Here is a 26,694-nt window from a genome sequence, read left to right as displayed (position 1 = left end):
GGGATTGTTTCTAAAATTGAACCAATAACATTTCATCAAAGCACAGAATTGTTGACTCGCAAAACAAATCCGCCCTAAAAGTACTCATGGTTCTCCGAAGGCAAGAGTCTAGGAGATTAAAAGGGAACACGGTGAGACGTACCCATCAGGGATCGAAACCGTGGCTGCCCCCGCAACTGTAAGCGCAAATGTGCCGTCTGATAGCCCACTGGTAAAATGGCCGGGAAGGGAGACGGGGCGAAAAAGCGCAAGCCAGGATACCTGCCATATATACGACGATCGAGCGGGGAAGCTCACGGGGATGTCTTTTTTTCCAACCTGTACCTTCTCTACCAAACCGCTTGATCCTGACATTTATTTCTCTGATCGAGGGGATCAACATTGTTACGTAAATCTATCTTCGCTGCCGCAATGGTAAGTGTTCTGAGCATGGCGCAACAGGCCAACGCTCATTTCCAACTTATCTACACACCCGAAATTAACATCAAAAAAGCCGGAGAAGTGCCGTTAAAGCTGGTGTTCTGGCACCCCATGTCCAATGGTCATACAATGGCAATGGGCGAACCCGTTGAATTTTATTCCGTCTTCAAAGGTAAAAAGACAGACCTGAAGCCCACCTTAAACCCCATCACATTTAAGGGTCTGTCCAATGAGGCTACGGCCTACGATGCTTCTGTCACCCTGAAACGCAACGGGGATTATGCTCTCGTGGCTGTACCGGCCCCTTATTACGAAGAAAGCGAAGATATCTACATCCAGCAGATCACCAAGGTGATCATCAATAAAGGCGATGTGCCAACCAATTGGTCTGAACCGCTGGGCCTGAAAACGGAAATTGTCCCACTCAGTAAACCCTATGGCGCACTGGTCGGATCGACTTTTTCCGGTGTTGTTCTCAAAAATGGACAACCTGCGCCCGGTGTTGAAATTGAAATCGAACATATGATCGCAGAACCGGATATGAACGCCAACAAACCGCAAAATGCAAAAGTCAGCGAAGTTCCCGGCGGGGCGATTGTGGCCCTAACCGATGCCCAAGGGAAATTCAGCTTTGGCATTCCAAAGGCCGGTTATTGGGGATTTGCCGCCTTGGGGGTCGGCCCGGACAGTGAATTCAACGCTAAAGAACTCTCACAAGACGCTGTTTTATGGATCAAAGCCCACACGTTGGAGGATTAAAAGATGCATATCGTAGATGGTGCCCTTTCCAATGATGTGGTCATTGCCGGCGGTATTCTTGCCGTTGGCGGTATTGCCCTTGGGTTAAAGAAAATGGATATGGAAAAAATCCCGGCCGCCGGGATCATGGCGGCAACGTTTTTCGTTGCCTCCCTTATCCATGTGCCCATTGGTCCCAGTTCCGTCCATTTGATTATGAATGGTTTGGCAGGATTGATCTTGGGATGGACGGCTTTCCCTGCCCTGTTCGTCGGCTTATTATTACAAGCATTATTTTTTGGCTACGGCGGTGTCACGGTTTTGGGTGTCAATACCGTTGCAATTGCCCTACCCGCTGTTTTGATGCACTATATTTGTCGCACAGGTATCCGTCATTCAAACAAAAAAGTCGCCATGTTCTGGGGGGCTCTTGCCGGGGGCGGGTCAATTGCCGTCACCGCCGTACTCGTTACCATTGCCTTGGCCATTACCGGGGAATCTTTTATTCCCGCTGCCAAATTGGTCATCTTGGCCCATACCCCCGTTATGGCGATTGAAGGCTTCCTTTGTGCCTGTGCAGTTTCCCTGATCCATCGCGTCAAGCCTGAACTATTTGACAGCTTTATTCCCGTGACGGCGGTTCGCCATGCGTAAGTTTCTTGTACTCATTGCGCTGCTGGCCCTCACAACACCGGCCGATGCTCACAAGGTTATCGCTTCGGCTTGGACGGACGGGGCGGATATCGAAGGTGAAGTCGGTCTGTCCAACGGGGATGTTGCCTTGGAAGGCACAGCGGTTGAAGTCTTCGATCTTGACGATAATCTCTTGGGGGAAACAAAAATCGGTAAAGAAGGTTTGTTCCGTTTCACCCCGACCAAAGCCATTCCCCATAAATTTCGTGCGAATTTAGGAGCCGGGCATGTGGCGACCCTCATCATGCAGGTTGATGAATTACCCGACCATTTAAAAGGCGAGACAGCCCCGGTACAAACCCCATCCCAAAGCACAGATCAATCTGTTGCCGTATCCGGTGACATGCAAAAACTGGTTGCCAAAGCTGTACGTAAGGAAATCCAACCGTTACGCAAAGAAATCGCATCCTACAAGGAAAAGAACGATTTGCAGACCATCATGGGCGGGATCGGTTATATCCTTGGTCTGACCGGCATTGCCTTTTACATGGCTGCACGTTGCAAGGAAAAGAAAGGGGAATGAGCCCGGCTTCCTCAAACATGCATATGGGCGCAGGTGGATCATCATGGATGTTACGTCTTGATCCCCGCGCCCGTATCGTTGCCTCTTTTATTTTCGCATGCGTGGTCGTCAGCCTGACAGGCTTTATCAGCTTATCCATTGCGGTACTTTGCGGTGTCTTCCTCATGTTATCGGCAAAATTACCGGCCGGGGAAACTGTCAAAAAAGTCATAACGATGGACGGCTTTATTATTTTTCTCCTGTGTATGCTGCCTTTTACCACACCGGGGGAAGTCTGGTTCACCCTGTTCGGTTTTGAGGCCACATGGGAAGGGTTTTACAAAGCCTGCGAAATCACCTTAAAAGCCAATGCTGTTGTTCTAACCTTGCTCGCCCTTGTCGGCACGATTGACGCCATTGTATTGGGGCATGCCCTCAACCGTCTGCGGGTGCCGGAAAATCTGGTTCATCTCATGCTTTTCAGTGTGCGTTATATTGATGTGCTCAAACAGGAATACTTCCGCCTGCGGGTCGCGATGAAAGCACGGTGTTTTCAACCGGGCAACAACCTGCATACCTACCGTTCTATCGGCTATCTGCTCGGTATGTTGCTGGTGCGCAGTATTGAACGCTCCGAACGTATTTTAGAGGCGATGAAATGTCGGGGATTTCAGGGGAAATTCTATCTTCTGGGCGAATTCCATTTTCAAAAGCGCGATCGTATTTTCTGTCTTGCCTCTTTTCTTTTTCTCCTTGGCCTTTTTATTCTGGATATTTCTTATGGATAAACTTATTGAACTAACAAACATCCATTTTTCCTATCCCAATCAAAAACCCGTTTTAAATGGAATCGACTTTTCCCTCAGCGCCGGTGAACGTATTGCGATTAATGGGCCAAACGGTGCCGGTAAAAGCACCCTGTTTCATATTATGGTCGGATTGATCAAACCGACAGCAGGCCATGTCTTCGCCTTTAACAAGGAACGCCGCATCGAAAGCGATTTCAAAGAGGTACGCCGCCGCATCGGGTTGGTTTTTCAAGACCCCGATGACCAGTTATTTTGCCCCACAGTCGCCGAAGACATCGCCTTTGGGGTGTTGAACCTCGGCAAACCAATTGATCAAGCCCTCGCCATCGTTGAAAAAACATTGCAGGATTTACGACTGGATCATTTGCGAGATCGTGCCACCCATAACCTGTCCGGTGGCGAAAAACGTCTTGTCAGCCTCGCCTGCGTTCTGGCAATGGAGCCCGACATCCTGTTGCTGGATGAACCGACCAACGCGCTGGATGAAGGTACGCAGGAACGTCTGGTTGATATTTTAAATCATTTACCACAGGCCATGATCGTGATTTCCCATGATCCTCATTTTCGCCGCAAAGTGACAAAAAACCATTTAAACCTTGAAGGAGGACAACTTATTTCCCCTGCCCCAAAATGCAAACACGCAAAATAAGTCATCTTTCGTATCGATTTTATTAACTATTGTCTTATAGTTTATAAATGTTGCTATCCCTGTGCGTTCAAAGCGTTGATTTTTGCCTGATTTGTCCGTACTCTTGGCAACAATTGTAAATGAACAAAACAACGGTTTTAAACGTGTCTGAAGAGAAACAAAGCGATTTTGAAAAAATCGAACTGATGACAGCCATGCAAGAGTTAGCATCGCTCAAACCTGAAGAGGGTAAAGCAGCGATGATGTCTCAGGTTGATCGTGCGGCTTTGCGTGTCCTGAAAGTCCTCAAAGAGGGCAATCCGGATACATTGCAGCAAGGCACCTATCTTCAGCAGGTTAAATTCGTTCTGGGTGTCATGGAACAATGTAAAGAATTTCGCGACGGTCAGTTTACCCGCTTGGTGCGCAGCCACGCCGAAGACATCATGGTCGGTTTGGAAGATTTGCCCAAACGGTCTCAAGCCCTAAAAGAAAAGAAAAAACGCGAAGCCGAAGAAGCCAAACGCAAGGCTGCCGAAGCAAAATCCGCAGCCAAAGCCAAAGCGATTGCCGCTGGTGGGAAAGGGAGCCCGATCGATAAAGAAGAAACCGTTGTCGAAGAAATAGAACCGGATTTCCCATACGAACTGGCAGAAAAAATCTGCATTCAAACCGTTGTCCGTCATTTTGATGCCAAGCTGGACGTCCTGCGCAGTGTGCATATGTATGGACGACATTCAACAGTGGATATCGGCATTCCACCGCATTTCCTGTACACCGTCGAATTCAGCGTCTTGATCGAAGATGCCATCAAAGCCCTGATCGTGGACAGCCGCGATATTTTAGCCCGCCGCGTCTATAACGACACCGACCCCAAAGCCGACGAAGAAACAATCCGTAAAGTACTGCGGGATAAATCACGTCCGCTTCTGGATGTGGTTGAGTCCGGTTTTGCCGGCTGGGGCAGTGCCCAAGCCGAAGCCGCCAAACGTGCCCATACGGGCGAAAATGACACCGCAAAGAAAACCACAGTAAAAGAGAAAAAAGGCGGTTTATTCTCCAAACTTCTGGGTAAAGAAAAGAAACCGCAGGCCGCCCCCAAACGCGCACGAAAAAAAGAAAAAGAGGCGTGGGAAGAAGTTCTGGAAATTTTCAAGGCTGCCGAAGCCCGTGGCGAGATTTTCTTCCCCCGCACCTTCAATTTTTCCATTCTCAGCTACCTGTCGCAAATGCGTGAAAATCTGTTTAAATCAGAAGTGGAACGTATTATCCAGATTGCCGAACAAGCCAAAGGGGGTTCTACCGCAAAAGGCGCTGTCGCACGCGGTTTGGAACAATCTTTCAAGAATAATGATCAGAACTTCTTTGAAATGCTGATCCTCAACCTGCTGTACACCAAAAACTCCATTGGCTTGGCCGAAGTTCAAACCGCCTGTATGGGACAAAAACTGGATGAAGGACGCTTGCCGCTTTCCGTACCGGAAATGGGTCGTCGTCCCAATGCCTATGCCACACAAATCATCAAGCTGTTGAAAGAGCCTTGCGAGCCGCGTGTTCTTAAAAATTGTCTGGAATATTTTTTCGAAGCAATCTTGGTTTTGCATCTGATTAAGTATGAAAAAGATTTCGCAAACGCGTCAACTTATCTGGAATCACAAAAAGAAAGTCTGGCGAAGCCGCTTCAGGGTGTCATCGATGGCATTCTCGGTTTAATGGACCGTGTTCTTTTTGCCCGCCAACAGGCGCGCGAAACTGGTGAAGATACCTCACACAACACCAAAGACACCATTTCCCATACAATTGGCAAATTCATTACGGCCTATGAAGGCATGTATGAAAAGATGAAAAAATCCTAAGCCATGCCTGATAAAATCCGTGCCTTTATTTTGATTATCGGGAACGAGGTTTTATCGGGGCGAACCCGCGATGCAAACCTCACATTCCTTGCCAATGCCTTAAATGAAATCGGCATTCAGGTTGGCGAAGCCCGCGTCATTCCCGATGATGAAAAGATCATTATCGATACGGTGAATTATGCGCGCACGGCCTTTGATTACGTCTTTACAACGGGCGGCATCGGCCCAACGCATGACGATATCACCGCCGCCTGTATCGCCAAGGCCTTCAAGCGTCCGCTTATTCGCAATGAAAAGGCGGTTGCCATGCTTCAAACCCATTACAGGCCGGAAGATTTAAACGAAGCACGTCTGCGTATGGCAAATACCCCCAGCGATGCCATTTTGATTGAAAACCCTATCAGCAAAGCTCCTGGTTTTCAAATCGACAATGTTTTTGTTCTGGCGGGGGTTCCACGCATCGCACAAGCCATGTTTGAAAACCTCAAACCCCGTTTAAAAGGCGCTGTGCCAGTTATCTCCAAAACCATTTCGACAGACTTAGGGGAAGGCCTTATTGCCGGGCCGTTAGGAGACATTCAAAATAAATTCCCAAATATTGAGATCGGCAGTTACCCTTACTTTCGTGAGGGGAAAACAGGTGTCAGCCTTGTCGTGAGAGCGTTAAACGAAGAAGATATTGATCTTTGTTTAGAAAGAATCAAAGTAATGATTGAATCTTTGGGTGGAAAGCTTATTTTCTCTGTATGAGAAACCCTTTAAGCCATCTGCACTGGACTGCACAAACCACCTTAATTTTCCTGTTCAAACATATGTTGGCAGGGATATGCGGTGGCTTTTTCTTTGGTGCCTTACTTCTTTATTACGACATCAGCAAACTATGGACGATGATATCGTCTTCTTCCGATGGCTGGCTGGTTATGATTGTGATGTTTACCGGTTTGGCGGTTACATTTGGCAGTATCGCTATGGGCTGGGGCATTTTCAGCCTTGCGCAGGAACGCGATGATCCGCCGGAAGACCACACCTATTATTGATCTAGAGCAAATCCCGAGCAATCTGATTCAGATTGCGACGACGCATTTGCGTAAAATCAATAAGTTAGAGCATTTCGGGTGAGCCAATGCGAACCTAAATGCTCTAGCGACGAATAACCGTCTGGCTTAGGGGCAAACGATCCTGCCATCCAAAACGCACCAGTTCAGGGACTTCGTGCTCTTCCTCAGGATAACCGATACACAGATAGGCGACCAAATCCCAGCTTTCCTCGTCAATATCCAGAATTTCCTTGATCGTTTCCGGTTCCACAATCGAAACCCAGCCCAATCCAATACCTTTGGCGCGCGCAGAAAGCCACAATGTCTGGATACTGGAGACAACCGAATATTTTAAGGTTTCCGGCATGGTTTTCTGACCCAACCCCTTGCCAATATCGGTTTGAGTATCACAAAAAACCGCAATATGGGCCGGGGCCCGATCCAGACCGGATAATTTTAAAGAAGCATAGGTGTCCGCCTCTTTGCCCTGATAATCTTCTAAAGCCTCACGATTACAGGCTTCAAAATTGTTGCGGACCTTGTCACGGCGTGTGCGATCTTCGACGACGACAAAGCGCCACGGCTGGCTATTTCCGACCGATGGGGCCAAGGTTGCGGTTTCCAGCAACTCATCCAGCATCCCTTGCGGTAAAGGGTCGGCTTTAAACCGTCGAACATCCCTGCGCCAACGAAACAATTCATCAAGTTTTTCGCAGAATTCTTTATTAAAAACCGGTGGCATTCCTCAACCCTTTTGTCTAATTCTTTGCAAAATTCAGATGACAAAATGAGGACATTTCCTCGGCATCAATGGGGCGACTATAATAAAAGCCCTGAATCAAGTCGCATTCCTGCTGCGCGACGAACTGACGTTGATTTTCTGTTTCAACACCTTCTGCAACAACCTTGATCCCCAGTTTATGTGCCATAACGATAATAGCCTCAACCAAAGCAGCATCACCACTGTCAACTTCAACATCCATTATGAACGAGCGGTCAATTTTCAAAACATCAAAAGAAAAACGTTTTAAATAGTTCAGTGACGAATAACCGGTGCCGAAGTCATCCAGATATATTTTTATACCTAATGCCTGAATATCATCCAATAAAACGGCTGTCCCTTCGGGGTCCTGCATCACCTGTGTTTCTGTGATTTCAAACGCGAGTGCTCCGGCTGATATTCCGTAATACTGCAACATTTTTTCTATATCATGGACTAGGTTATTGTTGCGCAATTGGTGCGGCGACAGATTAACGGCCACCCGGATGTCCTTCATCACCGGGTCATTTTGCCATTTTTGAATTTGCTGACAGACCTGTTTAAGGACAAGGTGCCCAATACCGTCAATCAGACCGGTTTCTTCGGCAATCGCAATAAAATAGTTTGGGGCCACCAGCCCTTTAAAGGGGTGTTGCCAACGCACCAAGGCTTCACAAGAAACAATCCGGCCTTGCTTTACATCCACAACCGGTTGATAATAAACGACGAATTCTTCCTTCTTAATGGCTTTGCGGATTTCGCGTTCCAGCACCATTTGTTCATGGGCTTCGGCGTTCATTTCCTGTGTAAAAAAGCGAAAATCATTACGCCCGGCTTCCTTGGCCCGATACATAGCCGTATCCGCATTTCGCAACAGGACTTCCAAATCCTGACCATCATCAGGAAAGACCGTCACACCGACACTACCGGAAACAAAAATCTCATGGCCTGCCAAAGAAAACGGCTGCGACAATTGATATAAAATTTTATTTGCAATTTTTTCAATATCGTTCACGTGATGCAAATCGGGAATGATCACTGTGAACTCATCCCCACCCAAACGCGACACCGTATCAGTTTCGCGCACACACGTGCTGATCCGCACGGCGGCTTCCTGAAGCAATGCATCACCCACATTGTGGCCCAATGTGTCATTCACGCTTTTAAAACGGTCCAGATCCAGAAACATCAGGGCGACTTGTGTTTTGTGGCGTTTGGCGCGCACCATAGAACGACTGAGACGGTCAAGAAACAAATTGCGGTTCGGCAAATTGGTCAAGGCATCATAATTGGCCTGATGGCGGATCAGTTCTTCGGCTTTAATCCGTTTGGTAATATCACTGAACACCGCAACATATTGGGTTGTTTCATTGTTTTCATTATGCACCGCTGAAATGGATAACCATTCTGCATAAAGGTCGCCATTTTTACGCCTGTTCCAAATTTCCCCGTGCCAATGCCCGTTTTGCGATAACTGCAACCACATTTTGTGATAAAACGCTTTATCCTGTCGCCCTGAGCTTAAAAAACCCGGATCCCGCCCAATGACTTCGTCTTCCGTATATCCCGTTACATGCGTAAAAGACGGGTTAACCGCCTGAATGCGATTGTGCGCGTCTGTAACGACAATGGCTTCGGAGGTCGTTTCAAAGACGGTTTGCGCCAGACGCAATTCATTTTCATAAAGCTTACGATCCGTTATATCGACAACGGCCCCCACCAGCCCCATTGCTCCACCGGGTTCCTGAAAACGTGCTTTATGCAATAAAAGATGATGGGTGCCATCTGATCGGGTGAAGGATAATTCCTCCAGACTATGCCCCCCTTGCGCATAGAGAGTATCGTCCAGTCTGCTGACTCTTTCTGCCAACACACTTTCATAAAGTTCTGTTGCTTTCTTGCCTATAATGTCAGATTTGGGTGTTTCAATAAAATCGGCCATTGCAGTGTTGCACCCGATGTACCGTCCTTCTCGGTCCTTGTAATAAATCGGGGTCGGGACGGCATCAATTACCGTTTGCAGGAACTCTGCCTGTTGTTGCAACGCCTCATGGGCTTCACGCATTTTTTGTTCCAGAAGGCAGACCCGCAAAGCGCGTTCCACGCCTTGTTCCAGTTTTAACAGAAATTCATTTCCACCTGTTTTTAAAATGAAATCCTGTGCGCCTGCCTGCATGGCTTCAACAATAACTTCGTGTTCTTCCGCACCCGTCAACATGACTACAGCCACATGACTTCCTTGCGTGCGCAAATGCTTCAGCATTTCAAGACCGTTCATGCCCGGGTCCATCAAATGATCCAGCACAACAAGGTTGACCGCCTGATTTTCCAGATGGGTCAGAGCATCGCCGGCATTGTTGCAGGTCGCAGTGTCATAGCCTTTTTGAGATAAAAACCCACTGACCAGCTTGCGTATAATCAAATCATCATCGACCACCAAAATTTTGGTATTCTGTGCTTCAACAGGCATCCGAGTTCGCAGTTTTTTTAGTTTATCCTCACATAAGGTTTAGCTTATTTTGATTTATTTTTCTAAGCCTTTATGCACCTGACAATATAAAAAAACCTGACTTATAAGGACACTGTGTAAATTAGCACTTGAAAACCATGACAAGCTTGGCGCACAATCCGCGCAATTTTTACAGTAATCGAATGGAGATAGACCATGCCCTTTCAATTGATTTTACCGTGGCTTGTTATGCTTCCTATGCTTTACGGCAGCACACTTGTCGGCGTACCGTTGTTTTTGGCATTTTTAATCGCTGCAATTGGTTTATCTGCCATGCATTTCTGCGATATGAGCTGTTCCAAGTCCGAAAACGGCTAAATCAGACTTTCCGCCCGCTTGGACAGTTTTCGCAAAATTCTGTCCAGCGCGGCGTATTCTTCCGTCGATAAAGATGCGCTGACATCATCTTCGAAATCCAACGCCATTTTCCCAATGGAATTAAAAACCCGACGACCTTCCGGTGTCAGGGTCAGCAGATTACGGCGCCGATCAACCGTATCGCCTTCGCGCTGGATCCAGCCTTTCTTTTCCAAACGTGCAACGGCCCGTGAAATCTGAACCTTATCCAGATGGGAATGGGCCCCGATCTCATGGCCACTTTGCGGTTCCAAATGGCCAAGATTCGCCATGACCCGCCATTCCCCGATTGTCATATCAAAATCTTTTGAATACCGTTTTGAAAATCCCGTACTCATTAAATGTGCAATGACCGCCATACGATAAGGCAAATACTGATCCAGAATAAGGTCGCACTTATCGTCGTCGTCTTCATCTCTGAGTAACATGGGAACCCCTTTTTTTCTTAAACCCACATATTTATAGCCACGTTTATAGCCATGAACCTGCTTTTTTTGCAAGGTTTTGCCATTTTTCCCTTGAAATGGTTTCAAATGAAATTATTATTAATGGAAACTAATTTTCATTGACCCGATTATCAGGAATATCACACCCATGAAACTCGCAACGCTCAAAGACGCAAGCCGTGACGGTCAACTGGTCGTTGTCTCTCGTGACCTTACGCTTTGCACGCCGGTTCCCCAAATTGCCCGGACCTTGCAAGCTGCTATTGATAACTGGGCAGACACCGCACCCAAACTACAAGCGGTCTCCGATCAATTAAATGCCGGCGAGATTAAAGAGACAAAAGCCTTTGATCAAACAGAATGCATGGCCCCTTTGCCTCGTGCTTACCAATGGGCAGACGGGTCGGCTTACATCAACCATGTGGAACTGGTTCGCAAAGCCCGTGGGGCAGAATTACCGGATAGCTTCTGGACAGATCCTTTGATGTATCAAGGGGGATCGGATGATTTTATCGGTCCGCGCGATGATATTGCGCTGGCATCTGATGAATGGGGTGTGGATTTTGAGGCGGAAATCGCGGTTATTACCGATGATGTTCCCATGTCCACCACGCCCGAACAGGCGGCCCCCCATATCAAGCTGCTGATGCTGGTCAATGACTGTTCCCTGCGCGGACTTATTCCCGGTGAACTGGCAAAAGGGTTTGGCTTCTTCCAGTCAAAGCCTGCTTCTGCCTTTTCCCCGGTGTGCGTCACCCCGGATGAATTGGGCGATGCGTGGGATGGGGAAAAACTGTCCCTCCCCCTGCTGTCCACTTTAAATGGACAAGCTTTTGGCAAGCCGGATGCGGGCGTTGACATGACTTTTACCTTCCCCAAACTCGTTTCCCATATTTGCAAAACCCGCAATGTCGGGGCGGGTGCCATCATTGGCTCCGGCACCATTTCCAATAAAATGAATGGCGGACCGGGCAGACCTATTTCACAAGGCGGTGTCGGTTATTCCTGTATCGCAGAAATCCGCATGATTGAAACCATCGAAGATGGTGCCCCTAAAACCCCCTTTATGAAATTTGGCGATACCATCCGCATTGAAATGCTGGATAAAAACGGACAATCCATCTTTGGCAGCATTGAACAAACCGTGGTGAAAAACGTATGAAGCTTTATGACTACTGGCGTTCGTCCGCCTGCTATCGTGTACGGATTGGGCTAAACTTGAAAAATATACCGTACGAACATATTTGCGTGCATCTGGTCAAAGACGGCGGTCAACACCATAAAGCGGATTACAAAGCCAAAAATGCGCAAGGCTTCGTGCCGTCACTGGAATTGGAAGACGGCCATATCCTGACACAATCGATGGCAATTCTGGAATATTTGGATGAGGCTTACCCGGCCTCGCCCTTTCTTCCCAAAAGCCCACGCGAGCGGGCTTACGTGCGCTCACTCGCCAACATGATCAGCGCCGACATTCACCCGGTAAATAATTTGCGCATTCTGAAATACTTAACAAAGCAACTCGGCGTAGAAGAAGATACAAAAACAGCATGGTACCAACATTGGGTCGTTGAAGGATTTAACGCATTGGAACAACGGCTCGGCGATGACCCGTTTTGTTACGGCGAGACCCCCGGCTTGGCCGATATCTGTCTTATCCCCCAAGTTTATAACGCCCATCGGTTTAACATTGACATGGCCCCCTACCCCAAAATTGCGCGCATCAATGAAAACTGCCTGAAACAGGATGCCTTTCAAAAAGCCTTGCCTGAAAATCAGCCGGATGCGGAATAAAAGACAACAACAACCACCGCGTTTTATGATAGCGTTCCCTCCATCAAAATAAAGAAAGAGGGAACCATGTGTCGTTGGCTTGCATATTGCGGTGATCCGATTTTTCTGGATAGCCTCCTGTTTGATACGGAGAATTCCCTGATCGAACAAAGTTTGCATGCACGCAAATCCGTCAGCGCAATCAATGGTGATGGATTTGGTGTTGGATGGTACGGAGACCGTCAAACGCCGGGCCTGTTTCGCGATATTTTACCCGCATGGAACGACAGCAATCTGAAATCTATGGCCCATCAGATAAAATCGGGGCTCTTTTTCGCCCATGTCCGCGCTTCGACCGGGACACCTGTCTCGCGTGAAAACTGTCATCCGTTTGTCTATAAAAACTGGTTGTTTATGCATAACGGGCAAATTGGCAATTACCGTGATGTCCGTCATGGTTTGGAAATGACGCTCAATGCCAATCTTTTTGCCCATCGTTTAGGCGCCACCGACAGTGAATTGCTTTTTCTGCTTTTAATTCAAAACGGTTTGGAACAAGACCCGGTTGCGGCCTTGCGCAAAACCTTGCATCAAACCATAAACATGATGGATCAACTCAACGCGGAACATCCATTGCGTTTTACCGCCTGCCTCAGCAATGGACAGGATATTTACGCCCTGCGCTTTTCCAGTGACCCGCAGGCCCCCAGCCTGTTTACCTGCACTCAAAACGGGGCAACGCTCATTGCTTCCGAACCCCTCAGCAACGATGGTGTCAACTGGTGCTCGCTTGATCAAGGGACCTTGCTGCATGCCACAAAAGATGGTGTCGTAAGTCAGGCTTTTAGCCTTTAGTCTCAAACAAAGGCTTCACACCCCCGCTGGGCATACGGGCGCGGTTTTCTTCAACTTCGCGCAAGGCCGTTGCCGGTTTCATGGTTTTGAGCGAACGGATTGCCAAGTCCTGATATTCCTTCGTTCCCGCACGTTTCCATGCAAATTCTTCGTCAGTGACTTGCCGCATGACTTTGGCAGGAACCCCGCCAATCAAAGATCGCTTATCAAACTTTAATCCCGCACGTACAAAGGCAGAAGCCGCCACAATACATTGTGGTCCAATTTCGGCCCCATCCATAATCACCGCATTCATACCCACCAGCGCGTCTTCGCCCACGACACAGCCATGTAAGACGGCTCCATGACCGATGTGTCCGTTTTTCTTCACCACCGTATCAGTGCCGGGAAAACCATGCATCACGCAAGTATCCTGAATGTTTGAGCCTTCTTCCAGAACCAACCGACCGAAATCGCCACGCAAACAACAGGCAGGACCGACATAAACACCGGGACCCACAATCACATCCCCGATCAAAACCGCATCAGGATGAACAAAGGCGGTTTCATCAATCACCGGCACGATACCGTCAATTTCATAAACTTTTGGGGACATGGACATCTAAGGGTACTCCTGAAGCACAAAAGAAAAAAAGCGGACTTCAACTTTTATGCCGAAGCCCGCGTCTTTCGGGAAGTAAAGAATTGTTAACGACGGCTTTGCATCACACGGAAACGCCCCGATACAAAATTCCCATCCGTCAGGGCCGCATTCGCCGCCGGGTTTGCACCGGTCGCATGGAAATCAGAAAATGCGGCTGACTGGTTGACAAACACGCCCCCCGTCAAGTTGATGGACAGGTTGACACCTGCCTCCAGCGCAGCTTCTTCCACCTGTGCAATCACGTCTTCGTTTTTGGAATACATGCCCAATGTAATCGCACCATGTTCCGAAATAGTTTTGCGCATTTTCTGGATACTGTCGGCTGTATCTTCCGTTGCAATCACAAAGACAATGGGGCCAAACAGTTCTTCACTGTATTTATCAATCTCGTCCCCGTTCAGCTTCACAATCACCGGCGTATGGCATTGAATACCTTTGAACATCGGGTGATCGATTTGCGTGGTATCCAAGACCACTTCACCCAATCCCTTGGCCTGTTCCATACGGTCTAAAATCGCTTTATTCTGAATAGTGCCTAAAACCTCAACCGCGCGTTCCGGCACAGACAGGAATTTTTCAACACCTGTGGCAATGGCTTTGGCAACGTCATCAAAGCTCATGTTCTCGCCATTTACATCAATGCCGCCTTTGGGGATGAAGATATTTTGCGGGGTCGTACACATTTGCCCGGAATACAGGCTGAACGTGAAAGACAAATTGCGTGCAATCCCTTTGATATCATCAAAATCATCAATAATAATCGCATTGACCCCGGCTTTTTCCGTATAGACTTGGGCTTGCTTACAATTATCTTCCAACCAGTTACCAAATTCGCTGGACCCGGTGAAATCAATAATTTTGGTATCGGGATGTGTGGCAAATTCCTTCGTGATCGGTGCTTCCAGCGTATCCACCGCCAAACAAACCAAATTGGGATCAATCCCGACTTCGCTGAGCACATCACGAATAACACGCACCGTAATTGCCAAGGGCAAAACAGCGCGCGGATGCGGTTTGACAATGACGGCGTTCCCGGTCACCAAAGAAGCAAACAAACCGGGATAGCCATTCCATGTCGGGAACGTCGCACAACCGACCATCAAGGCAACACCACGCCCGACAGCGGTAAATTTCTTTTTCATTTCCAACGGATCATTCTTGCCCTGTGGCTTGACCCAATCGGCTGTTTCCGGGTGACGCATCATTTCATCATAGCCATAGGCAACAGCCTCCAGCCCCCGGTCTTGCGCATGCGCCCCACCGGCCTGAAAAGCCATCATAAAGGCTTGACCTGTGGTGTGCATAACGGAAAACGCAATCTCGAAACTTCTGGCATTCAGACGTTCCAGCACTTCCATGCACACACCGGCGCGCCCTTTTGGCCCCAATTTACGCCATGCAGGTATCGCCGCTTTGGCTGCTGTCATCATCGCATTTACATCAGGTGCCGGATAATCAATATCAAACGTCACACCGAACGGGCCGTCTTCTGACCCTTTGGTCGTGCCGTTGTGCGGCTGGTCGATTTCAAAGGCTTTGCCCAAATGAGATTGAAAAGCCTTGATCCCGTCATTCTGTGCACTCTCGCCATAAACGCGCGGGCTGGGCATTTCTTTATAAGCGGACCAATATCCACGTGAACGTGCTGCGGCACAGGCTTGATCCAGTTTTTCCTGATGACGTTCAAAAAGCTCGAGGCTCATTTTCCTAATTCCCTATTCTTGGATGTGTTTCTTTTTTTAAGATCGTCTGTTTTCATTACAGAAGATCAAGCCATTCCTTGACCCATTCAATTGCTTCTTCATCGGGCAACGGTTGCGTGCAGGCGTCCACTTCCAGACGATCCCCCACCCGTTTTGCCCCACAGGCAGCAAAAGCAGCGTCCATATCCTTGCCCGCTTTGCAGAACGTATCGGAATAAGTCTGATCGCCCAGTGCGATAATGCCATATTTCACGCTGGACAAATCGGGTGTGTTTTCTTTCATGGCCTCAAACAAGGGAATAATATTATCGGGCAGTTCCCCCAGTCCATGCGTTGAACAACTGATGATGATGGTGTCATGTCCTTCCAGCACAGCGCATCCGTCGTCAAAATCCTCGATGATCTCTACATCATGGTCCAGACGCGACAATTCATCATTCAGCGCCTCCGCCACCATCTGGGCATTTCCCGATTCTGTTCCTACGAATATCGCGATGCTTGTCATTTCTTACACTCGTTCTTCTTTGTTTAACCCTGCATGATCCCTAGATAAAAGATGGCTTTTTTGCCTTGCGTACACATCTATATAAGGATCGGCCCTTTTTCTTTTAACATTAATGTTTGAATGTTTCTAATTTTTTTGATACTAAATTTATATAAAGTTGTCTAGTTTTGTATCACATTATTTTTTAGAAGACGAAACAAGGCACAAATTGAAAATACCTTTTGCCAAGGGGAGAGGAAGAATATGTCCAAGACAGATGATGCATTGCTTGCCCGCATTGCCAACAACGAAAAACTTATGTCAACCGATGAACTGACGCCGGGCTATCGCGGGGAACTGCGCCGTTTGCTCGTGGCTTTTGTCGATTCTGAACTGGCTGGTGCCGCAGGCTTTGTCGATACCATCAACAAAGCACCGGGAATGCGCGAACGCTGCACCGCTGCGCGTATCGTGTCCGAAAAGTTTGACCATGCCCAGCAGGCGCTGACCCTTTTGGAAGATTTTAGTGTAAATACAGACCTTTACGTTCAGTCTCATCCGTGGGATGCGCGTCTGTCACGTACCATTGATCTGGGCAACCGCCGCATTGGTGGGGACAAACGTTTGAACGTTTTTCACTACCCCTTTGAAGGCTGGCTCGACTCCGTTGTGATGAACATGTTGATGGGCCTTGCCTCTTCCATCCAGCTTGAAGAACTGACCCATTGTTCCTACGCCCCGCTGGTTGCTGTCATGGGCGAGATTGCCGCACGTGAGGCCGAACATGCCGAATTGGGGCGCAAAGGCCTGCAAAAAGCCATCGAAAACGGTTATAGTCTGGAAGCGGCACAAGCCAGTGTCGATTACTGGTATCCGCGTGTCGCCGCCACATTCGGCAAAAGCGATTCGCAACGTTTTGAACAGGACAAAGCCTATGGCCTGCGTAAAACAGCCAACGCCGATCTGCTGGCAAAGTGGGAAAGCCGCATGGCAGAACAACTCGCCAGAATCGGACTGGAAGCGCGCTGTTAGGAAAGTTATCAATTTCAAACGATATTACCTATTTTTTGTATCATATTATTTTTTAGGATCTGAAATTGGCTAATCCTCACGCCCCCTATCTGGATGGATGCACAGATATTTTATCTGAACTGGATGATAAATATGTCCTGAGCCTTCGCCTGAACCGACCGAAGGCACGCAATGCCTTGCGTACGCAATTACTGCACGAACTTGCACAAACCCTTGGCAAAGCAAACCGTGACGAACATGTGCGCTGTGTTGTTTTAACCGGTGGTGAAAAAGTCTTTGCCGCCGGTGCCGACATTACGGAAATGGCAGATAAAACCCCTGTCGATGTTTTGAACGATCCGCGCGCCGATCATTGGGCTGCCATTCGGACCTTTAACAAACCCCTGATCGGGGCCGTCAATGGTTTTTGTCTGGGCGGTGGGAATGAATTGGCAATGCATTGCGATATCCTGATTGCCGGAAAAAACGCCCAATTTGGGCAACCGGAAATTAACCTCGGCATCATTCCCGGTGCGGGCGGAACGCAACGCCTCACCCAAATGATTGGAAAATCAAAAGCCATGCGTATGGTCCTTGCCGCGCAATTCATGTCGGCTGAGGACGCTGAAAAAGCCGGACTGGTCGCAGAAGTGTGTGAACCGGAACTGACATATGACAAGGCCTACGCCCTTGCCTGTGTGATAGCGTCCAAACCGCCTGTTGCGGCACGTTTAGCAAAAGAATCCGTACTCAAAGCCTCTGACGCTCTTCTCGCTGAAGGGCTGGCGTTTGAGCGCAAAGCCTTTGGCACCTTGTTTGCCACCGAAGACAAAGCCGAAGGCGTTGCCGCCTTCATGGAAAAACGAAAACCTGTATTTAAGGGACGCTAAGAACAATGACCTTAGAAACCATCCTGTTTGAAAAGAAAGACGGCTACGCCAAAATCACGTTGAACCGCCCCGATGTGCTCAACAGTTTTAACGAAACCATGCATGTTGAATTGCGTGATACCTTAAAAGACTGCCAAAAAGACGACACCGTACGCGCCATTTTGCTGACCGCCGCCGGGCGTGGTTTTTGTGCCGGACAGGATTTGGGCGATCGTGCCGTACAAGGCGATGAAGGACCGCGCGATTTATCCCAAACCATTGAGAAGTTTTATAACCCGTTGATCCGCCTCATCCAGTCCATCGAAAAACCTGTTGTCTGCGCTGTCAATGGTGTCGCTGCGGGTGCAGGGGCCAATATCGCCCTTGCCTGTGACATCGTCTATGCCGCAGAACGTGCCAGTTTCATTCAAGCTTTCTGTAAAATCGGCCTGATCCCCGATAGCGGCGGCACCTGGAGCCTGCCCAATCTGGTCGGCATGGCACGCGCCAAAGCCTTGGCCTTGCTGGGTGAAAAAATCAGTGCAACCCAAGCCGAAGAATGGGGCATGATCTGGAAATGTGTCGATGACGATGCCTTAAACGAAACCACCGAGGAACTTTGTCTCCACCTCGCCCAACAACCGACATTGGGGTTGGGATTGATCAAACGGGCCCTAAATGCCGCCCCGACCAATACGATGGATGAACAACTTGATCTGGAACGCGACCTGCAAAAACTCGCCGGGTTCAGTGAAGATTATAAAGAAGGTGTCAGCGCCTTTTTGGAAAAACGCAAACCGAACTTCACAGGTAAATAACAATGGCTGCCCTTTCCACATCAGATACTGTTGCCGTCATCGGTGCCGGCACAATGGGGGCCGGAATTGCTCAGGTTGCCGCCAAAGCCGGGCATCCTGTCTTGCTGTTTGACGCCCAGCACGGCGCAGCCCAATCGGGTAAAGACAAAACCGCCAAGGGACTAAACCGCCTTGTTGAAAAAGGCAAAATGTCCCAACCCGATGTCGATGATTTACTTTCGCGTATCCAGATCGTTGAGAACCTCAGTGATCTGGCCCCGGCCAAACTGGTCATCGAAGCCATTGTTGAAAATCTGGACATTAAACAAAACGTCTTTGCTCAGTTGGAAGATATCTGTTCTGCCGACACCATTATGGCTTCTAATACGTCATCCATTTCATTAACAGCAATTGGTGCAAAACTGAAACGATCCAATCGCTTGGTCGGTATGCACTTCTTCAATCCTGCACCGATCATGCAATTGGTTGAGGTTATTTCCGGCCTGACAACTGCAAAAGAAGTTGCTGATTGCGTTTACGAAACGAGTCTGTCTTGGGGTAAAAAACCGGTTCATGCCAAATCCACACCGGGCTTTATCGTCAACCGTGTGGCGCGCCCTTTTTACGCAGAAGCTTTACGTGTCCTTGAAGAAGGTGGCGCAGACATTGCCACCATCGACACGGCCTTAAAAGACGTTGGCGGATTTCGCATGGGACCGTTTGAACTGATGGACTTGATTGGTCTGGATGTAAACTATGCCGTCACACTGACTACATGGGGGCAATTTTATAACGATCCCCGCTTTCTGCCATCCCTTATTCAAAAGGAACTGGTTGATGGCGGTCTTTTGGGTCGCAAATCCGGCCGTGGTTTTTACGAATATGGCGATAACGTCCCCAAAGCCGGGCCCCATAACGCAGATAAAGGCTTAAAGCCGTCCAAGATCATTGTTGAAGGCGATCTTGGTCCCGCCGAAGTTCTGGTGGAACGCATGATCAAGGCCGGACTGGATGTCGAACGCATTGATGACCAAGACAGCATGGTGGACCGCATTATTGTCGGGCATACGCATTTAATGCTGACACCGGGTATGCTGGCAAGCGAGCTGGAAGCCTCCATGATCATGGAAGAAAACGAGGCCCTTGTGCTGTTTGACCTTGCTATTGATTACGCAAAAACCACACGCATCACCATTGCCCCGTCCGACACCGCAGACGAAGAACATGTGGCGGAGGCTTGCGGCCTGTTTCAATCTTTAGGGATTGACGTCAGCGTTCTGGACGATATCCCCGGTCTGATTGTGGCACGCACTGTCGCCATGATCATCAACGAAGCCGCAGATACTGTTCACAAACAAGTTTGCAGCGTCACAGACGTGGACCTTGCCATGCAAAAGGGTGTGAATTATCCGAAAGGCCCATTGGCTTGGGCAGACGAAATCGGGCCGGATTATATCAGTGCCGTCATTGAAAATATGGGACGGACCTATGGCGAAGACCGTTATCGGACCTCCATCCTCCTGCGGCGCAAAGTCAATACGGGGAAATATTTCCATGACTGAGACAGCACAAAAATGGGCGCAGGCCTCTGTCGATGTCATGTACCCAAATGATCACATGGCCCAATCCATGGGGATTAAGATCACCGAGATTGCACCGGGATATGCCAAGGCCACTATGACCGTGCGTAAAGATATGCTCAACGGTCATGCCATGACCCACGGCGGGGCGACCTTTGCCTTGGCCGATACAGCTTTTGCCTATGCCTGCAACACCTATAACAAAGTCACCGTGGCCTCTGGCTGCGACATCACCTACAGCGCCCCCAGCCATGAAGGCGATATTCTGACAGCCGTGGCCAAGGAAACTATTCTGATGGAACGTTCAGGCATCTATGACATCACAATTACCAAACAGGACGGCACCATTGTTGCCCTGTTTAGGGGACGATCAAGAACGATTTCGGGACAGTTGATCCCGGACACAGAGGAAACAAAAAAATGAGTGAAGCTTACATTATTGATGCCATCCGCACCCCGATTGGACGTTATGGCGGCAGCTTGTCCAAAGTCCGTGCCGATGATCTGGGGGCGATCCCCATGAAAGCGTTGATGTCGCGTAACCAAACCGTTGACTGGTCCACGATTGATGATGTGATTTATGGCTGCGCCAATCAGGCAGGCGAAGACAACCGCAACGTTGCGCGCATGTCCGCCTTGCTGGCTGGTTTGCCCACGACAGTTCCGGGTACAACAGTCAATCGTTTGTGTGGATCCGGTATGGATGCTGTCGGATTGGCTGCACGCTCTATCAAGGCTGGTGATTGTGAACTTATGATTGCCGGTGGTGTGGAAAGCATGTCGCGTGCCCCTTTTGTCATGCCCAAGGCAGAAACCGCATTTTCCCGCGCCAATGCGGTTTATGACACCACCATTGGCTGGCGCTTCGTCAATAAACTGATGGAAAAACAATACGGCACGGACTCCATGCCCGAAACGGCAGAAAATGTCGCCGAAGATTTCAACATCACCCGCGCAGATCAAGATGCCTTTGCCTTACGATCCCAACAAAAGACCAAAGCCGCACAGGATGCAGGCCGACTGGCAGAAGAAATTTGCCCTGTCACCATTCCTCAGCGCAAAGGTGATCCAAAAATCGTTGATACGGATGAGCACCCGCGTGCCGATACCACGCTGGAAACATTGGCAGGCTTACGGGCCCCGTTTCGCGATGGCGGTAGTGTTACAGCGGGCAATGCCTCCGGCGTGAATGACGGGGCCTGTGCCTTGTTATTGGCGTCCGAAGAAAAAGCAAGCGAATTGGGGTTGAAGCCGCGCGCCCGCGTTGTCGCAATGGCAACCGCCGGAGTAGAGCCGCGCATTATGGGGATCGGTCCAGCGCCCGCCTCACAGAAAGTTCTGGAAAAAGCCGGTCTGTCCATCAAGGATATGGACGTGATCGAACTGAACGAAGCCTTTGCCTCACAGGGCTTGGCTGTTCTGCGTGAACTCGGTGTGGCAGATGATGCCGAACACGTCAACCCCAATGGCGGGGCCATTGCCTTGGGTCACCCCTTGGGGATGAGTGGGGCGCGTCTAATCACCACCGCCCTTTATGAACTGGAACGCCGCAAAGGGCGTTATGCCCTGTGCACCATGTGTATCGGTGTCGGTCAAGGCATCGCCACCATCATCGAACGCATATAAACATATAAAAAATACAGATTAATTGTTATAAAATGACCAACAGGGAATGTTTGGGAGGAACTAAATTATGCAACATACGGATATCCCTTTACTCGGGGAACTCGACCCTATCGAAAAGGCAAGCGTGGATGAGCTGCGCTCGCTGCAATTCAAACGCATGAAATGGTCACTGGACCATGCCTATAACAACGTTTCATATTATCGCGCGAAATGTGTGGATGCGCAGGTCCACCCCGATGACCTGAAGCATCTGGACGATCTTAAAAAATTCCCCTTTACCACCAAAGAAGATTTACGCAAGGCTTATCCGTTCAGCAGTTTCGCTGTCCCGATGGAATCCATTGTGCGCGTTCATGCTTCCTCTGGCACGACCGGGAAACCAACCGTTGTAGGCTATACCAAACAAGACTTGAAAGTCTGGGCCGGTGTGGTTGCACGTTCTCTGCGCGCTGCAGGCGTTAATCATAGTGACCGGGTCCATGTTGCTTATGGTTACGGCTTGTTTACAGGGGGGTTAGGTGCACATTACGGGGCAGAAGAACTGGGTTGTACCGTCATTCCCATGTCCGGCGGGCAAACCGAAAAACAGGTTCAGTTGATCCGCGATTTCGACCCTGACGTTATCATGGTCACACCGTCCTATATGCTTGTTCTGGCCGATGAAATGGAACGCCAAGGGCTGGACCCTCGCGCCATTAAATTACGCTGCGGAATCTTTGGGGCAGAACCCTGGACCAACAAGATGCGCGATGAAATGGAAAGCCGCCTTGGTATTGACTGTCTGGACATTTACGGCCTGTCCGAAGTCATCGGCCCCGGTGTGGCACAGGAATGTCTGGAAACCAAAGACGGCCCGACCATTTGGGAGGATCATTTCTATCCCGAAGTCGTTGATGATAATTTCAATCCAGTTGAAGACGGCACAATGGGCGAACTGGTCTTTACCTCATTAACCAAGGAAGCCATGCCGGTTTTCCGTTACCGTACCAAGGATTTAACCCGTTTGCTGCCGGGGACTGCACGCACCATGCGGCGTTTTGACAAAATCACCGGACGTTCGGATGATATGATGATTATTCGCGGCGTCAACGTCTTCCCCAGTCAGATCGAAGAACAAGTGCTACGTGATCCGCGCCTCAGCCCGCACTATCATCTCGTGTTATCGCGTGACGGACATCTGGATAAACTGAAAGTTCAGGTCGAACGCAATAAAAGTGGTCAGGACAACGACGATGACATTAAAAAGAACCTGTCCCATCACATCAAATCCTACATCGGTATTTCAACCAAAATCGAAGTTCTGGAACCCGGTGCCATTCCACGCTCACAAGGCAAAGCGCAACGGGTAACGGATATCCGGCCCAAGGATTGATGTTATCTGACGAAAATTCAATTTTGTAAGAGGCTTCTTGGAAGCCTCTTTTTTTGTCTGGCCCTCGCCCGATCATGTATGTAGGATAATCACAACAGAATCACTCAGCCCTCAGGTGGCTTACAAAGTATGTCTCGCCTCTTCATCTTCGCTTTATTTTTGCTCAACCACGTCTCGTCAACATCTCACGCCAATCCGTTGACCATATCGGTTGAACAAAACAATGTCTTTCTGGAAGCACTGTTGCCTGAATTACTGAACGATGTAAAACTAGAGGCTAAAATTATTACTATTCCCTCTCGCCGTGCTTTGGTCGAACTGAATGAGGGACGTATTGACGCTAATGGCCTACGTTTGCGCATATTGGAAGAACGTTATCCAAATATCATCAAAATGGACGAACCTGTTCTCCATATTGACTTCATCGCTATTACCAAACGCGACGACATTATTGTAAAAAGTTGGGCCGACCTAGCCCCCTATAAAGTGGCGTACCCTGCAGGATGGAAAATTTTTGACGCCAATGTACCCGCAAGCACCAAGACAACCACAGTAAACGATCATATGCAGTTGTTTAATTTGCTGGAAATTGATCGGGTTCATATCATTTTACTGTCTGAAACAATTGCGCATAGCTTACTTAAAAACCGCACAGACCATCCGTTCCGCTTCCTTTATCCCCCACTACACAGCACACCGTCTTATCTTTTCTTTCATAAAAGCAGACAGGAAGAAGCACATAAACTGGCTGAGGCACTCCGGCGCCTGAAAGCCAACGGGGCATATGACCAATTAAAACAGCAAACTTATACCCAATAAAAAAAGACCGGGTTCTCGTTTTAAAGAACCCGGCCTGTAAAGTCAGGCCGCCTTGGAAGGCATTACACTCTCGACAGCCTAGGAGAACTATTTTCTTCCTCCGCCTAATCCAATCGGTGAAGGCGCAAGAAAAGTAATATCGGACAATAGTTTGCGGAACTTGTTTTGCGGAATGTCGCCAAACACAGGATCCTTGTTTTCATTAAAGGCCGCGTCAATCGGTGCCCAATCTTCTTCCGTCAGAACGCGTTCGGCAAGCGGAATTACGACTGTGTCTTCCAGCTTCATATGTGCACGGTGTGCTGCCAGATAGTCTTTCAAGGCATCAATAACCTTTTCGGTCTGACCGGGGTGTTTATCTTTCATCGCCTGAATATGAACTTCCAAACGTTTGCGGTGTTCCACCCCTTTTTCATGCTGTTCCTGAAGCTCCAGAATAACATCATTGGCTTCGGACGTTTTTTTCAACAAGGCCGGAAAAAGGTAATTATCTTCTTTGGGATGATGCATGGTATCGAGAAATTCCTCGATATAATGCATGATCTTTTCGATCAATTCATAATCAACATCGTCAGAACGCAAACGTCCCGATTCCAGATCCAGCACAAGTTGATTGAGAACATGCAAGACCGTATTCAAGCTTAGGTGTTCTCTTTTCATAATAGTAATGGCTTTGGTCATGTCAGACCCCCATTCAAAAATCGTTTCAGTTATGCGTTTTATTCGACTTCTTCGAGTGCTTTCCACATCTCGACATCACGTTCTGCGGTCCAAATGCGGGGATGATCCAGCCCACCGGCTTCGTCAAAGGCACGCGTCACATCAAAAGGCAGGCAGTGATCGAAAATCACCCAGTCGCCAAACTTCGGCTTAAGCGCGGCATATGCATCTTTGTAAATCTGGCCCAGTTCCTTGCCTTCTGCACGGCCCTTTTTAACTGCACCATACATGGATTCCAGAAAATCCTGTGTTTCAGCAATTGCCTGTTCACATAATTCAGGCGTCATCAATGCAGCCCCACGCCCCGGTACCAGTTTTTGCGGTTTCAACTCACGCAAAACATTCAAGGTTTGTGGCCAGTCTTCCAGATGGGCATCCCCTGTGTAAGGTGTTGCCCCAAATTCAACCAGATCACCGGAGAATAACACCCCATCGTCCGGCAACCATGCAATCGTATCGCCTGCGGTATGACCGCGTCCGGCATGGATAATTTCCACACGGCGTTTGCCCATGAAGATGGTCATCTTGCCTTCAAACACCATCGACGGCCATGTCAGACCCGGCACAGATTCCACATCGTTAAACAAACGCGGGAAACGACCGACTTCAGATTTGAAATCATGTTCGCCCCGTTCCACAATCAAATCATAGGTGGGTTTAGAGGCAATGATTTGTTCAGGCTTATAAGCAGAGGCCCCCATCACACGCACGGCATGATAATGTGACATCAGCACATATTTGATCGGTAAATCCGTCACTTCGCGAATGCGACGAATGACATCTTGTGCCATCGTCGGGGTGGCCTGCGTATCGATAACCATCACACCGTCATCACCGATAATAATGCCGGTATTGGGGTCGCCTTCCGCCGTATAAGCGTACAGGCCTTCGCCCAGTTTCTCGAAAGAAACCTGCTTTTCGTCTAAATCGGCTGCGGATGCAAAATTCTTTGTCATTGCTTAAAGTTCCATTATTCCAATTAAATACCTAGGTAGGCTGCCTTGACAGTTTCGTCATTCAGCAGGTTTTCCCCACTACCCGTCAGTGTGATTTTTCCGGTTTCCATCACATACCCACGATCTGCAACACGCAGCGCAGCCGTGGCGTTCTGTTCCACCAGAAAGATGGTCACACCCTGTTCCTTGAGCTCTTCAATAATTGCGAAAATTTCCATAACCAACACCGGCGACAGGCCCATGCTGGGTTCATCCAGCAACAATAAACGGGGGCGTGACATCAGGGCACGCGCCATCGCCAACATTTGTTGCTGTCCACCGGAAAGCGTTCCGGCGGCTTGGTTACGTTTTTCCTTCAAAATGGGAAAACGCGCATACATTTTTTCAAGATCGGTGGCAATCCGGGCTTTGTCTTTTTGAATAAAGGCCCCCAGACGAATATTGTCTTCCACCGACAAGGCGGTAAAGACCTGACGGCCTTCCGGCACCTGTGCAATATCCAGTCCAACGCGTTTGTTGGCCACCATGTCGGTAATATCATTTCCTTCAAAGCTAACCGAACCACCACTGGCATCCTGCAAGCCGGAAATGGTACGCAACAAGGTGGTTTTTCCCGCACCATTGCCGCCGACCAAAGCAACCAGTTCGCCTTCGTTGACTTCCAGATCGACCCCATGCAAGGCTTGAATACGTCCGTAATGACTGGTGAGATTTTGAATTTTCAACATCGC

At 48.8% G+C, this 26,694-nt stretch carries 29 protein-coding genes and 1 riboswitch; of the genes, 20 read left to right on the top strand and 9 right to left on the bottom strand.

What is annotated here, in order from left to right:
* Positions 1–70 precede the first annotated feature (70 nt).
* A riboswitch (cobalamin riboswitch) is annotated at positions 71–283 on the top strand.
* 98 nt (positions 284–381) lie between these two features.
* From IEW74_RS09850 to IEW74_RS09815, 8 genes are all read left to right on the top strand, one after another.
* Positions 382–1,179, top strand: coding sequence for a DUF4198 domain-containing protein (locus IEW74_RS09850; protein ID WP_229734301.1), 798 nt, complete (start codon positions 382–384; stop codon positions 1,177–1,179).
* Between the two features lie 3 nt (positions 1,180–1,182).
* Positions 1,183–1,812 carry a cobalt transporter CbiM gene (gene cbiM, locus IEW74_RS09845; protein WP_188664307.1) on the top strand — a complete coding sequence of 210 codons (630 nt, stop codon included), beginning with the start codon at positions 1,183–1,185 and terminating at the stop codon, positions 1,810–1,812.
* Positions 1,805–2,374, top strand: coding sequence for a NikL family nickel/cobalt ECF transporter subunit (locus tag IEW74_RS09840; RefSeq protein WP_188664305.1), 570 nt, complete (start codon positions 1,805–1,807; stop codon positions 2,372–2,374). The genes cbiM and IEW74_RS09840 overlap by 8 nt, the downstream gene beginning before the upstream one ends.
* On the top strand, positions 2,371–3,141 hold the full coding sequence (gene cbiQ, locus IEW74_RS09835) for a cobalt ECF transporter T component CbiQ (RefSeq protein ID WP_229734300.1): 771 nt from the start codon (positions 2,371–2,373) through the stop codon (positions 3,139–3,141). Before IEW74_RS09840 ends, cbiQ begins: the two co-directional genes overlap by 4 nt.
* On the top strand, positions 3,134–3,811 hold the full coding sequence (locus tag IEW74_RS09830) for an energy-coupling factor ABC transporter ATP-binding protein (RefSeq protein ID WP_188664303.1): 678 nt from the start codon (positions 3,134–3,136) through the stop codon (positions 3,809–3,811). The genes cbiQ and IEW74_RS09830 overlap by 8 nt, the downstream gene beginning before the upstream one ends.
* A 119-nt stretch (positions 3,812–3,930) precedes the next feature.
* A complete protein-coding gene (locus tag IEW74_RS09825) occupies positions 3,931–5,646 on the top strand; it encodes a hypothetical protein (RefSeq protein ID WP_188664301.1) in 1,716 nt (571 codons plus the stop codon).
* Between the two features lie 3 nt (positions 5,647–5,649).
* Positions 5,650–6,396 (top strand): competence/damage-inducible protein A, encoded by a 747-nt coding sequence (locus IEW74_RS09820; protein ID WP_188664299.1) that lies wholly within the window; start codon positions 5,650–5,652, stop codon positions 6,394–6,396.
* Complete coding sequence (locus tag IEW74_RS09815) at positions 6,393–6,683, top strand: hypothetical protein (protein WP_188664297.1); 291 nt, start codon at positions 6,393–6,395, stop codon at positions 6,681–6,683. The genes IEW74_RS09820 and IEW74_RS09815 overlap by 4 nt, the downstream gene beginning before the upstream one ends.
* Positions 6,684–6,786: 103 nt before the next feature.
* On the opposite strand, the gene bluB is transcribed toward IEW74_RS09815, so the two are convergent.
* Positions 6,787–7,425: a 5,6-dimethylbenzimidazole synthase gene (gene bluB / locus IEW74_RS09810; RefSeq protein ID WP_188664295.1), complete on the bottom strand. Its 639-nt coding sequence runs from the start codon at positions 7,423–7,425 to the stop codon at positions 6,787–6,789.
* A gap of 16 nt (positions 7,426–7,441) precedes the next feature.
* Positions 7,442–9,913: an EAL domain-containing protein gene (locus IEW74_RS09805; RefSeq protein ID WP_188664293.1), complete on the bottom strand. Its 2,472-nt coding sequence runs from the start codon at positions 9,911–9,913 to the stop codon at positions 7,442–7,444.
* Positions 9,914–10,108: 195 nt separating this feature from the next.
* Here IEW74_RS09805 and IEW74_RS09800 point away from each other — a divergent pair, with 195 nt between their 5' ends.
* Positions 10,109–10,270 carry a hypothetical protein gene (locus IEW74_RS09800; protein WP_188664291.1) on the top strand — a complete coding sequence of 54 codons (162 nt, stop codon included), beginning with the start codon at positions 10,109–10,111 and terminating at the stop codon, positions 10,268–10,270.
* Here the strand turns inward: IEW74_RS09800 and IEW74_RS09795 are convergent.
* The gene (locus IEW74_RS09795) at positions 10,267–10,737 is read right to left on the bottom strand and encodes a MarR family winged helix-turn-helix transcriptional regulator (RefSeq protein WP_188664289.1); all 471 of its coding nucleotides are present in this window, start codon (positions 10,735–10,737) and stop codon (positions 10,267–10,269) included. The genes IEW74_RS09800 and IEW74_RS09795 overlap by 4 nt on opposite strands.
* A 166-nt stretch (positions 10,738–10,903) precedes the next feature.
* Between IEW74_RS09795 and IEW74_RS09790 the strand changes: the two genes are divergently transcribed.
* From IEW74_RS09790 to IEW74_RS09780, 3 genes are all read left to right on the top strand, one after another.
* Positions 10,904–11,917: a fumarylacetoacetate hydrolase family protein gene (locus IEW74_RS09790; protein ID WP_188664287.1), complete on the top strand. Its 1,014-nt coding sequence runs from the start codon at positions 10,904–10,906 to the stop codon at positions 11,915–11,917.
* Positions 11,914–12,549 (top strand): maleylacetoacetate isomerase, encoded by a 636-nt coding sequence (maiA, locus tag IEW74_RS09785; protein ID WP_188664285.1) that lies wholly within the window; start codon positions 11,914–11,916, stop codon positions 12,547–12,549. The genes IEW74_RS09790 and maiA overlap by 4 nt, the downstream gene beginning before the upstream one ends.
* Positions 12,550–12,615: 66 nt before the next feature.
* Positions 12,616–13,383, top strand: coding sequence for a class II glutamine amidotransferase (locus IEW74_RS09780; protein ID WP_188664283.1), 768 nt, complete (start codon positions 12,616–12,618; stop codon positions 13,381–13,383).
* Here IEW74_RS09780 and IEW74_RS09775 read toward each other — a convergent pair.
* From IEW74_RS09775 to IEW74_RS09765, 3 genes are all read right to left on the bottom strand, one after another.
* A complete protein-coding gene (locus tag IEW74_RS09775; RefSeq protein WP_229734299.1) occupies positions 13,373–13,984 on the bottom strand; it encodes a phenylacetic acid degradation protein PaaY in 612 nt (203 codons plus the stop codon). The two genes, IEW74_RS09780 and IEW74_RS09775, sit on opposite strands and share 11 nt — an antisense overlap.
* Positions 13,985–14,070: 86 nt before the next feature.
* Positions 14,071–15,729, bottom strand: a complete 1,659-nt coding sequence (gene paaN, locus IEW74_RS09770) for a phenylacetic acid degradation protein PaaN (protein WP_188664281.1) — start codon at positions 15,727–15,729, stop codon at positions 14,071–14,073.
* 55 nt (positions 15,730–15,784) lie between these two features.
* On the bottom strand, positions 15,785–16,234 hold the full coding sequence (locus tag IEW74_RS09765; RefSeq protein WP_188664278.1) for a flavodoxin domain-containing protein: 450 nt from the start codon (positions 16,232–16,234) through the stop codon (positions 15,785–15,787).
* Between the two features lie 243 nt (positions 16,235–16,477).
* On the opposite strand from IEW74_RS09765, the gene IEW74_RS09760 reads away from it, so the two are divergent.
* From IEW74_RS09760 to IEW74_RS09725, 8 genes are all read left to right on the top strand, one after another.
* Positions 16,478–17,245, top strand: a complete 768-nt coding sequence (locus IEW74_RS09760; RefSeq protein ID WP_188664276.1) for a Phenylacetic acid catabolic protein — start codon at positions 16,478–16,480, stop codon at positions 17,243–17,245.
* A gap of 65 nt (positions 17,246–17,310) precedes the next feature.
* The gene (locus tag IEW74_RS09755) at positions 17,311–18,114 is read left to right on the top strand and encodes an enoyl-CoA hydratase-related protein (RefSeq protein ID WP_308419098.1); all 804 of its coding nucleotides are present in this window, start codon (positions 17,311–17,313) and stop codon (positions 18,112–18,114) included.
* Positions 18,115–18,119: 5 nt separating this feature from the next.
* Positions 18,120–18,911: a 2-(1,2-epoxy-1,2-dihydrophenyl)acetyl-CoA isomerase PaaG gene (gene paaG / locus IEW74_RS09750; protein ID WP_188664275.1), complete on the top strand. Its 792-nt coding sequence runs from the start codon at positions 18,120–18,122 to the stop codon at positions 18,909–18,911.
* Positions 18,912–18,913: 2 nt separating this feature from the next.
* The gene (locus IEW74_RS09745; protein ID WP_188664272.1) at positions 18,914–20,452 is read left to right on the top strand and encodes a 3-hydroxyacyl-CoA dehydrogenase; all 1,539 of its coding nucleotides are present in this window, start codon (positions 18,914–18,916) and stop codon (positions 20,450–20,452) included.
* Positions 20,445–20,894 carry a hydroxyphenylacetyl-CoA thioesterase PaaI gene (gene paaI, locus IEW74_RS09740; RefSeq protein WP_188664270.1) on the top strand — a complete coding sequence of 150 codons (450 nt, stop codon included), beginning with the start codon at positions 20,445–20,447 and terminating at the stop codon, positions 20,892–20,894. Before IEW74_RS09745 ends, paaI begins: the two co-directional genes overlap by 8 nt.
* Positions 20,891–22,096 (top strand): 3-oxoadipyl-CoA thiolase, encoded by a 1,206-nt coding sequence (gene pcaF / locus IEW74_RS09735; protein ID WP_188664268.1) that lies wholly within the window; start codon positions 20,891–20,893, stop codon positions 22,094–22,096. The genes paaI and pcaF overlap by 4 nt, the downstream gene beginning before the upstream one ends.
* 67 nt (positions 22,097–22,163) lie before the next feature.
* Entirely contained in the window at positions 22,164–23,468 is a 1,305-nt protein-coding gene (paaK, locus tag IEW74_RS09730) for a phenylacetate--CoA ligase PaaK (protein WP_188664266.1), read from the top strand.
* Positions 23,469–23,597: 129 nt separating this feature from the next.
* Positions 23,598–24,287 carry a substrate-binding periplasmic protein gene (locus IEW74_RS09725; RefSeq protein WP_188664265.1) on the top strand — a complete coding sequence of 230 codons (690 nt, stop codon included), beginning with the start codon at positions 23,598–23,600 and terminating at the stop codon, positions 24,285–24,287.
* An 87-nt stretch (positions 24,288–24,374) separates the two neighbouring features.
* Here the strand turns inward: IEW74_RS09725 and IEW74_RS09720 are convergent, their stop codons facing one another.
* Genes IEW74_RS09720 through IEW74_RS09710 form a run of 3 tightly spaced genes read right to left on the bottom strand, consistent with a single transcriptional unit; the run spans position 24,375 to position 26,691 of the window.
* Complete coding sequence (locus IEW74_RS09720) at positions 24,375–24,968, bottom strand: hemerythrin domain-containing protein (protein ID WP_188664264.1); 594 nt, start codon at positions 24,966–24,968, stop codon at positions 24,375–24,377.
* A gap of 38 nt (positions 24,969–25,006) precedes the next feature.
* Positions 25,007–25,963, bottom strand: a complete 957-nt coding sequence (locus IEW74_RS09715) for an MBL fold metallo-hydrolase (RefSeq protein WP_188664263.1) — start codon at positions 25,961–25,963, stop codon at positions 25,007–25,009.
* A gap of 23 nt (positions 25,964–25,986) precedes the next feature.
* A complete protein-coding gene (locus IEW74_RS09710; protein WP_188664262.1) occupies positions 25,987–26,691 on the bottom strand; it encodes an ABC transporter ATP-binding protein in 705 nt (234 codons plus the stop codon).
* Between the last annotated feature and the right edge of the window lie 3 nt (positions 26,692–26,694).

Origin of the sequence: Terasakiella brassicae, from assembly GCF_014641495.1 — a bacterium.
Classification (GTDB): Bacteria; Pseudomonadota; Alphaproteobacteria; order Rhodospirillales; family Terasakiellaceae; genus Terasakiella; species Terasakiella brassicae.
The sequence above is the reverse complement of the archived record's forward strand: the minus strand, read 5'-3'. Positions and strand labels throughout refer to the sequence as shown.

What these genes read in the sequence shown, in the direction of transcription:
- IEW74_RS09765 (WP_188664278.1), bottom strand. Translation starts at nt 16,234, where the DNA reads ATGACAAGCATCGCGATATTCGTAGGAACAGAATCGGGAAATGCCCAG.
- pcaF (WP_188664268.1), top strand. Translation starts at nt 20,891, where the DNA reads ATGAGTGAAGCTTACATTATTGATGCCATCCGCACCCCGATTGGACGT.
- IEW74_RS09830 (WP_188664303.1), top strand. Translation starts at nt 3,134, where the DNA reads ATGGATAAACTTATTGAACTAACAAACATCCATTTTTCCTATCCCAAT.
- cbiQ (WP_229734300.1), top strand. Translation starts at nt 2,371, where the DNA reads ATGAGCCCGGCTTCCTCAAACATGCATATGGGCGCAGGTGGATCATCA.
- IEW74_RS09710 (WP_188664262.1), bottom strand. Translation starts at nt 26,691, where the DNA reads ATGTTGAAAATTCAAAATCTCACCAGTCATTACGGACGTATTCAAGCC.
- IEW74_RS09725 (WP_188664265.1), top strand. Translation starts at nt 23,598, where the DNA reads ATGTCTCGCCTCTTCATCTTCGCTTTATTTTTGCTCAACCACGTCTCG.
- IEW74_RS09720 (WP_188664264.1), bottom strand. Translation starts at nt 24,968, where the DNA reads ATGACCAAAGCCATTACTATTATGAAAAGAGAACACCTAAGCTTGAAT.
- cbiM (WP_188664307.1), top strand. Translation starts at nt 1,183, where the DNA reads ATGCATATCGTAGATGGTGCCCTTTCCAATGATGTGGTCATTGCCGGC.
- IEW74_RS09815 (WP_188664297.1), top strand. Translation starts at nt 6,393, where the DNA reads ATGAGAAACCCTTTAAGCCATCTGCACTGGACTGCACAAACCACCTTA.
- maiA (WP_188664285.1), top strand. Translation starts at nt 11,914, where the DNA reads ATGAAGCTTTATGACTACTGGCGTTCGTCCGCCTGCTATCGTGTACGG.
- paaK (WP_188664266.1), top strand. Translation starts at nt 22,164, where the DNA reads ATGCAACATACGGATATCCCTTTACTCGGGGAACTCGACCCTATCGAA.
- IEW74_RS09760 (WP_188664276.1), top strand. Translation starts at nt 16,478, where the DNA reads ATGTCCAAGACAGATGATGCATTGCTTGCCCGCATTGCCAACAACGAA.
- IEW74_RS09840 (WP_188664305.1), top strand. Translation starts at nt 1,805, where the DNA reads ATGCGTAAGTTTCTTGTACTCATTGCGCTGCTGGCCCTCACAACACCG.
- IEW74_RS09775 (WP_229734299.1), bottom strand. Translation starts at nt 13,984, where the DNA reads ATGTCCATGTCCCCAAAAGTTTATGAAATTGACGGTATCGTGCCGGTG.
- IEW74_RS09820 (WP_188664299.1), top strand. Translation starts at nt 5,650, where the DNA reads ATGCCTGATAAAATCCGTGCCTTTATTTTGATTATCGGGAACGAGGTT.
- IEW74_RS09825 (WP_188664301.1), top strand. Translation starts at nt 3,931, where the DNA reads ATGAACAAAACAACGGTTTTAAACGTGTCTGAAGAGAAACAAAGCGAT.
- paaG (WP_188664275.1), top strand. Translation starts at nt 18,120, where the DNA reads ATGACCTTAGAAACCATCCTGTTTGAAAAGAAAGACGGCTACGCCAAA.
- IEW74_RS09790 (WP_188664287.1), top strand. Translation starts at nt 10,904, where the DNA reads ATGAAACTCGCAACGCTCAAAGACGCAAGCCGTGACGGTCAACTGGTC.
- IEW74_RS09800 (WP_188664291.1), top strand. Translation starts at nt 10,109, where the DNA reads ATGCCCTTTCAATTGATTTTACCGTGGCTTGTTATGCTTCCTATGCTT.
- paaN (WP_188664281.1), bottom strand. Translation starts at nt 15,729, where the DNA reads ATGAGCCTCGAGCTTTTTGAACGTCATCAGGAAAAACTGGATCAAGCC.
- IEW74_RS09745 (WP_188664272.1), top strand. Translation starts at nt 18,914, where the DNA reads ATGGCTGCCCTTTCCACATCAGATACTGTTGCCGTCATCGGTGCCGGC.
- IEW74_RS09715 (WP_188664263.1), bottom strand. Translation starts at nt 25,963, where the DNA reads ATGACAAAGAATTTTGCATCCGCAGCCGATTTAGACGAAAAGCAGGTT.
- IEW74_RS09795 (WP_188664289.1), bottom strand. Translation starts at nt 10,737, where the DNA reads ATGTTACTCAGAGATGAAGACGACGACGATAAGTGCGACCTTATTCTG.
- bluB (WP_188664295.1), bottom strand. Translation starts at nt 7,425, where the DNA reads ATGCCACCGGTTTTTAATAAAGAATTCTGCGAAAAACTTGATGAATTG.
- paaI (WP_188664270.1), top strand. Translation starts at nt 20,445, where the DNA reads ATGACTGAGACAGCACAAAAATGGGCGCAGGCCTCTGTCGATGTCATG.
- IEW74_RS09780 (WP_188664283.1), top strand. Translation starts at nt 12,616, where the DNA reads ATGTGTCGTTGGCTTGCATATTGCGGTGATCCGATTTTTCTGGATAGC.
- IEW74_RS09805 (WP_188664293.1), bottom strand. Translation starts at nt 9,913, where the DNA reads ATGCCTGTTGAAGCACAGAATACCAAAATTTTGGTGGTCGATGATGAT.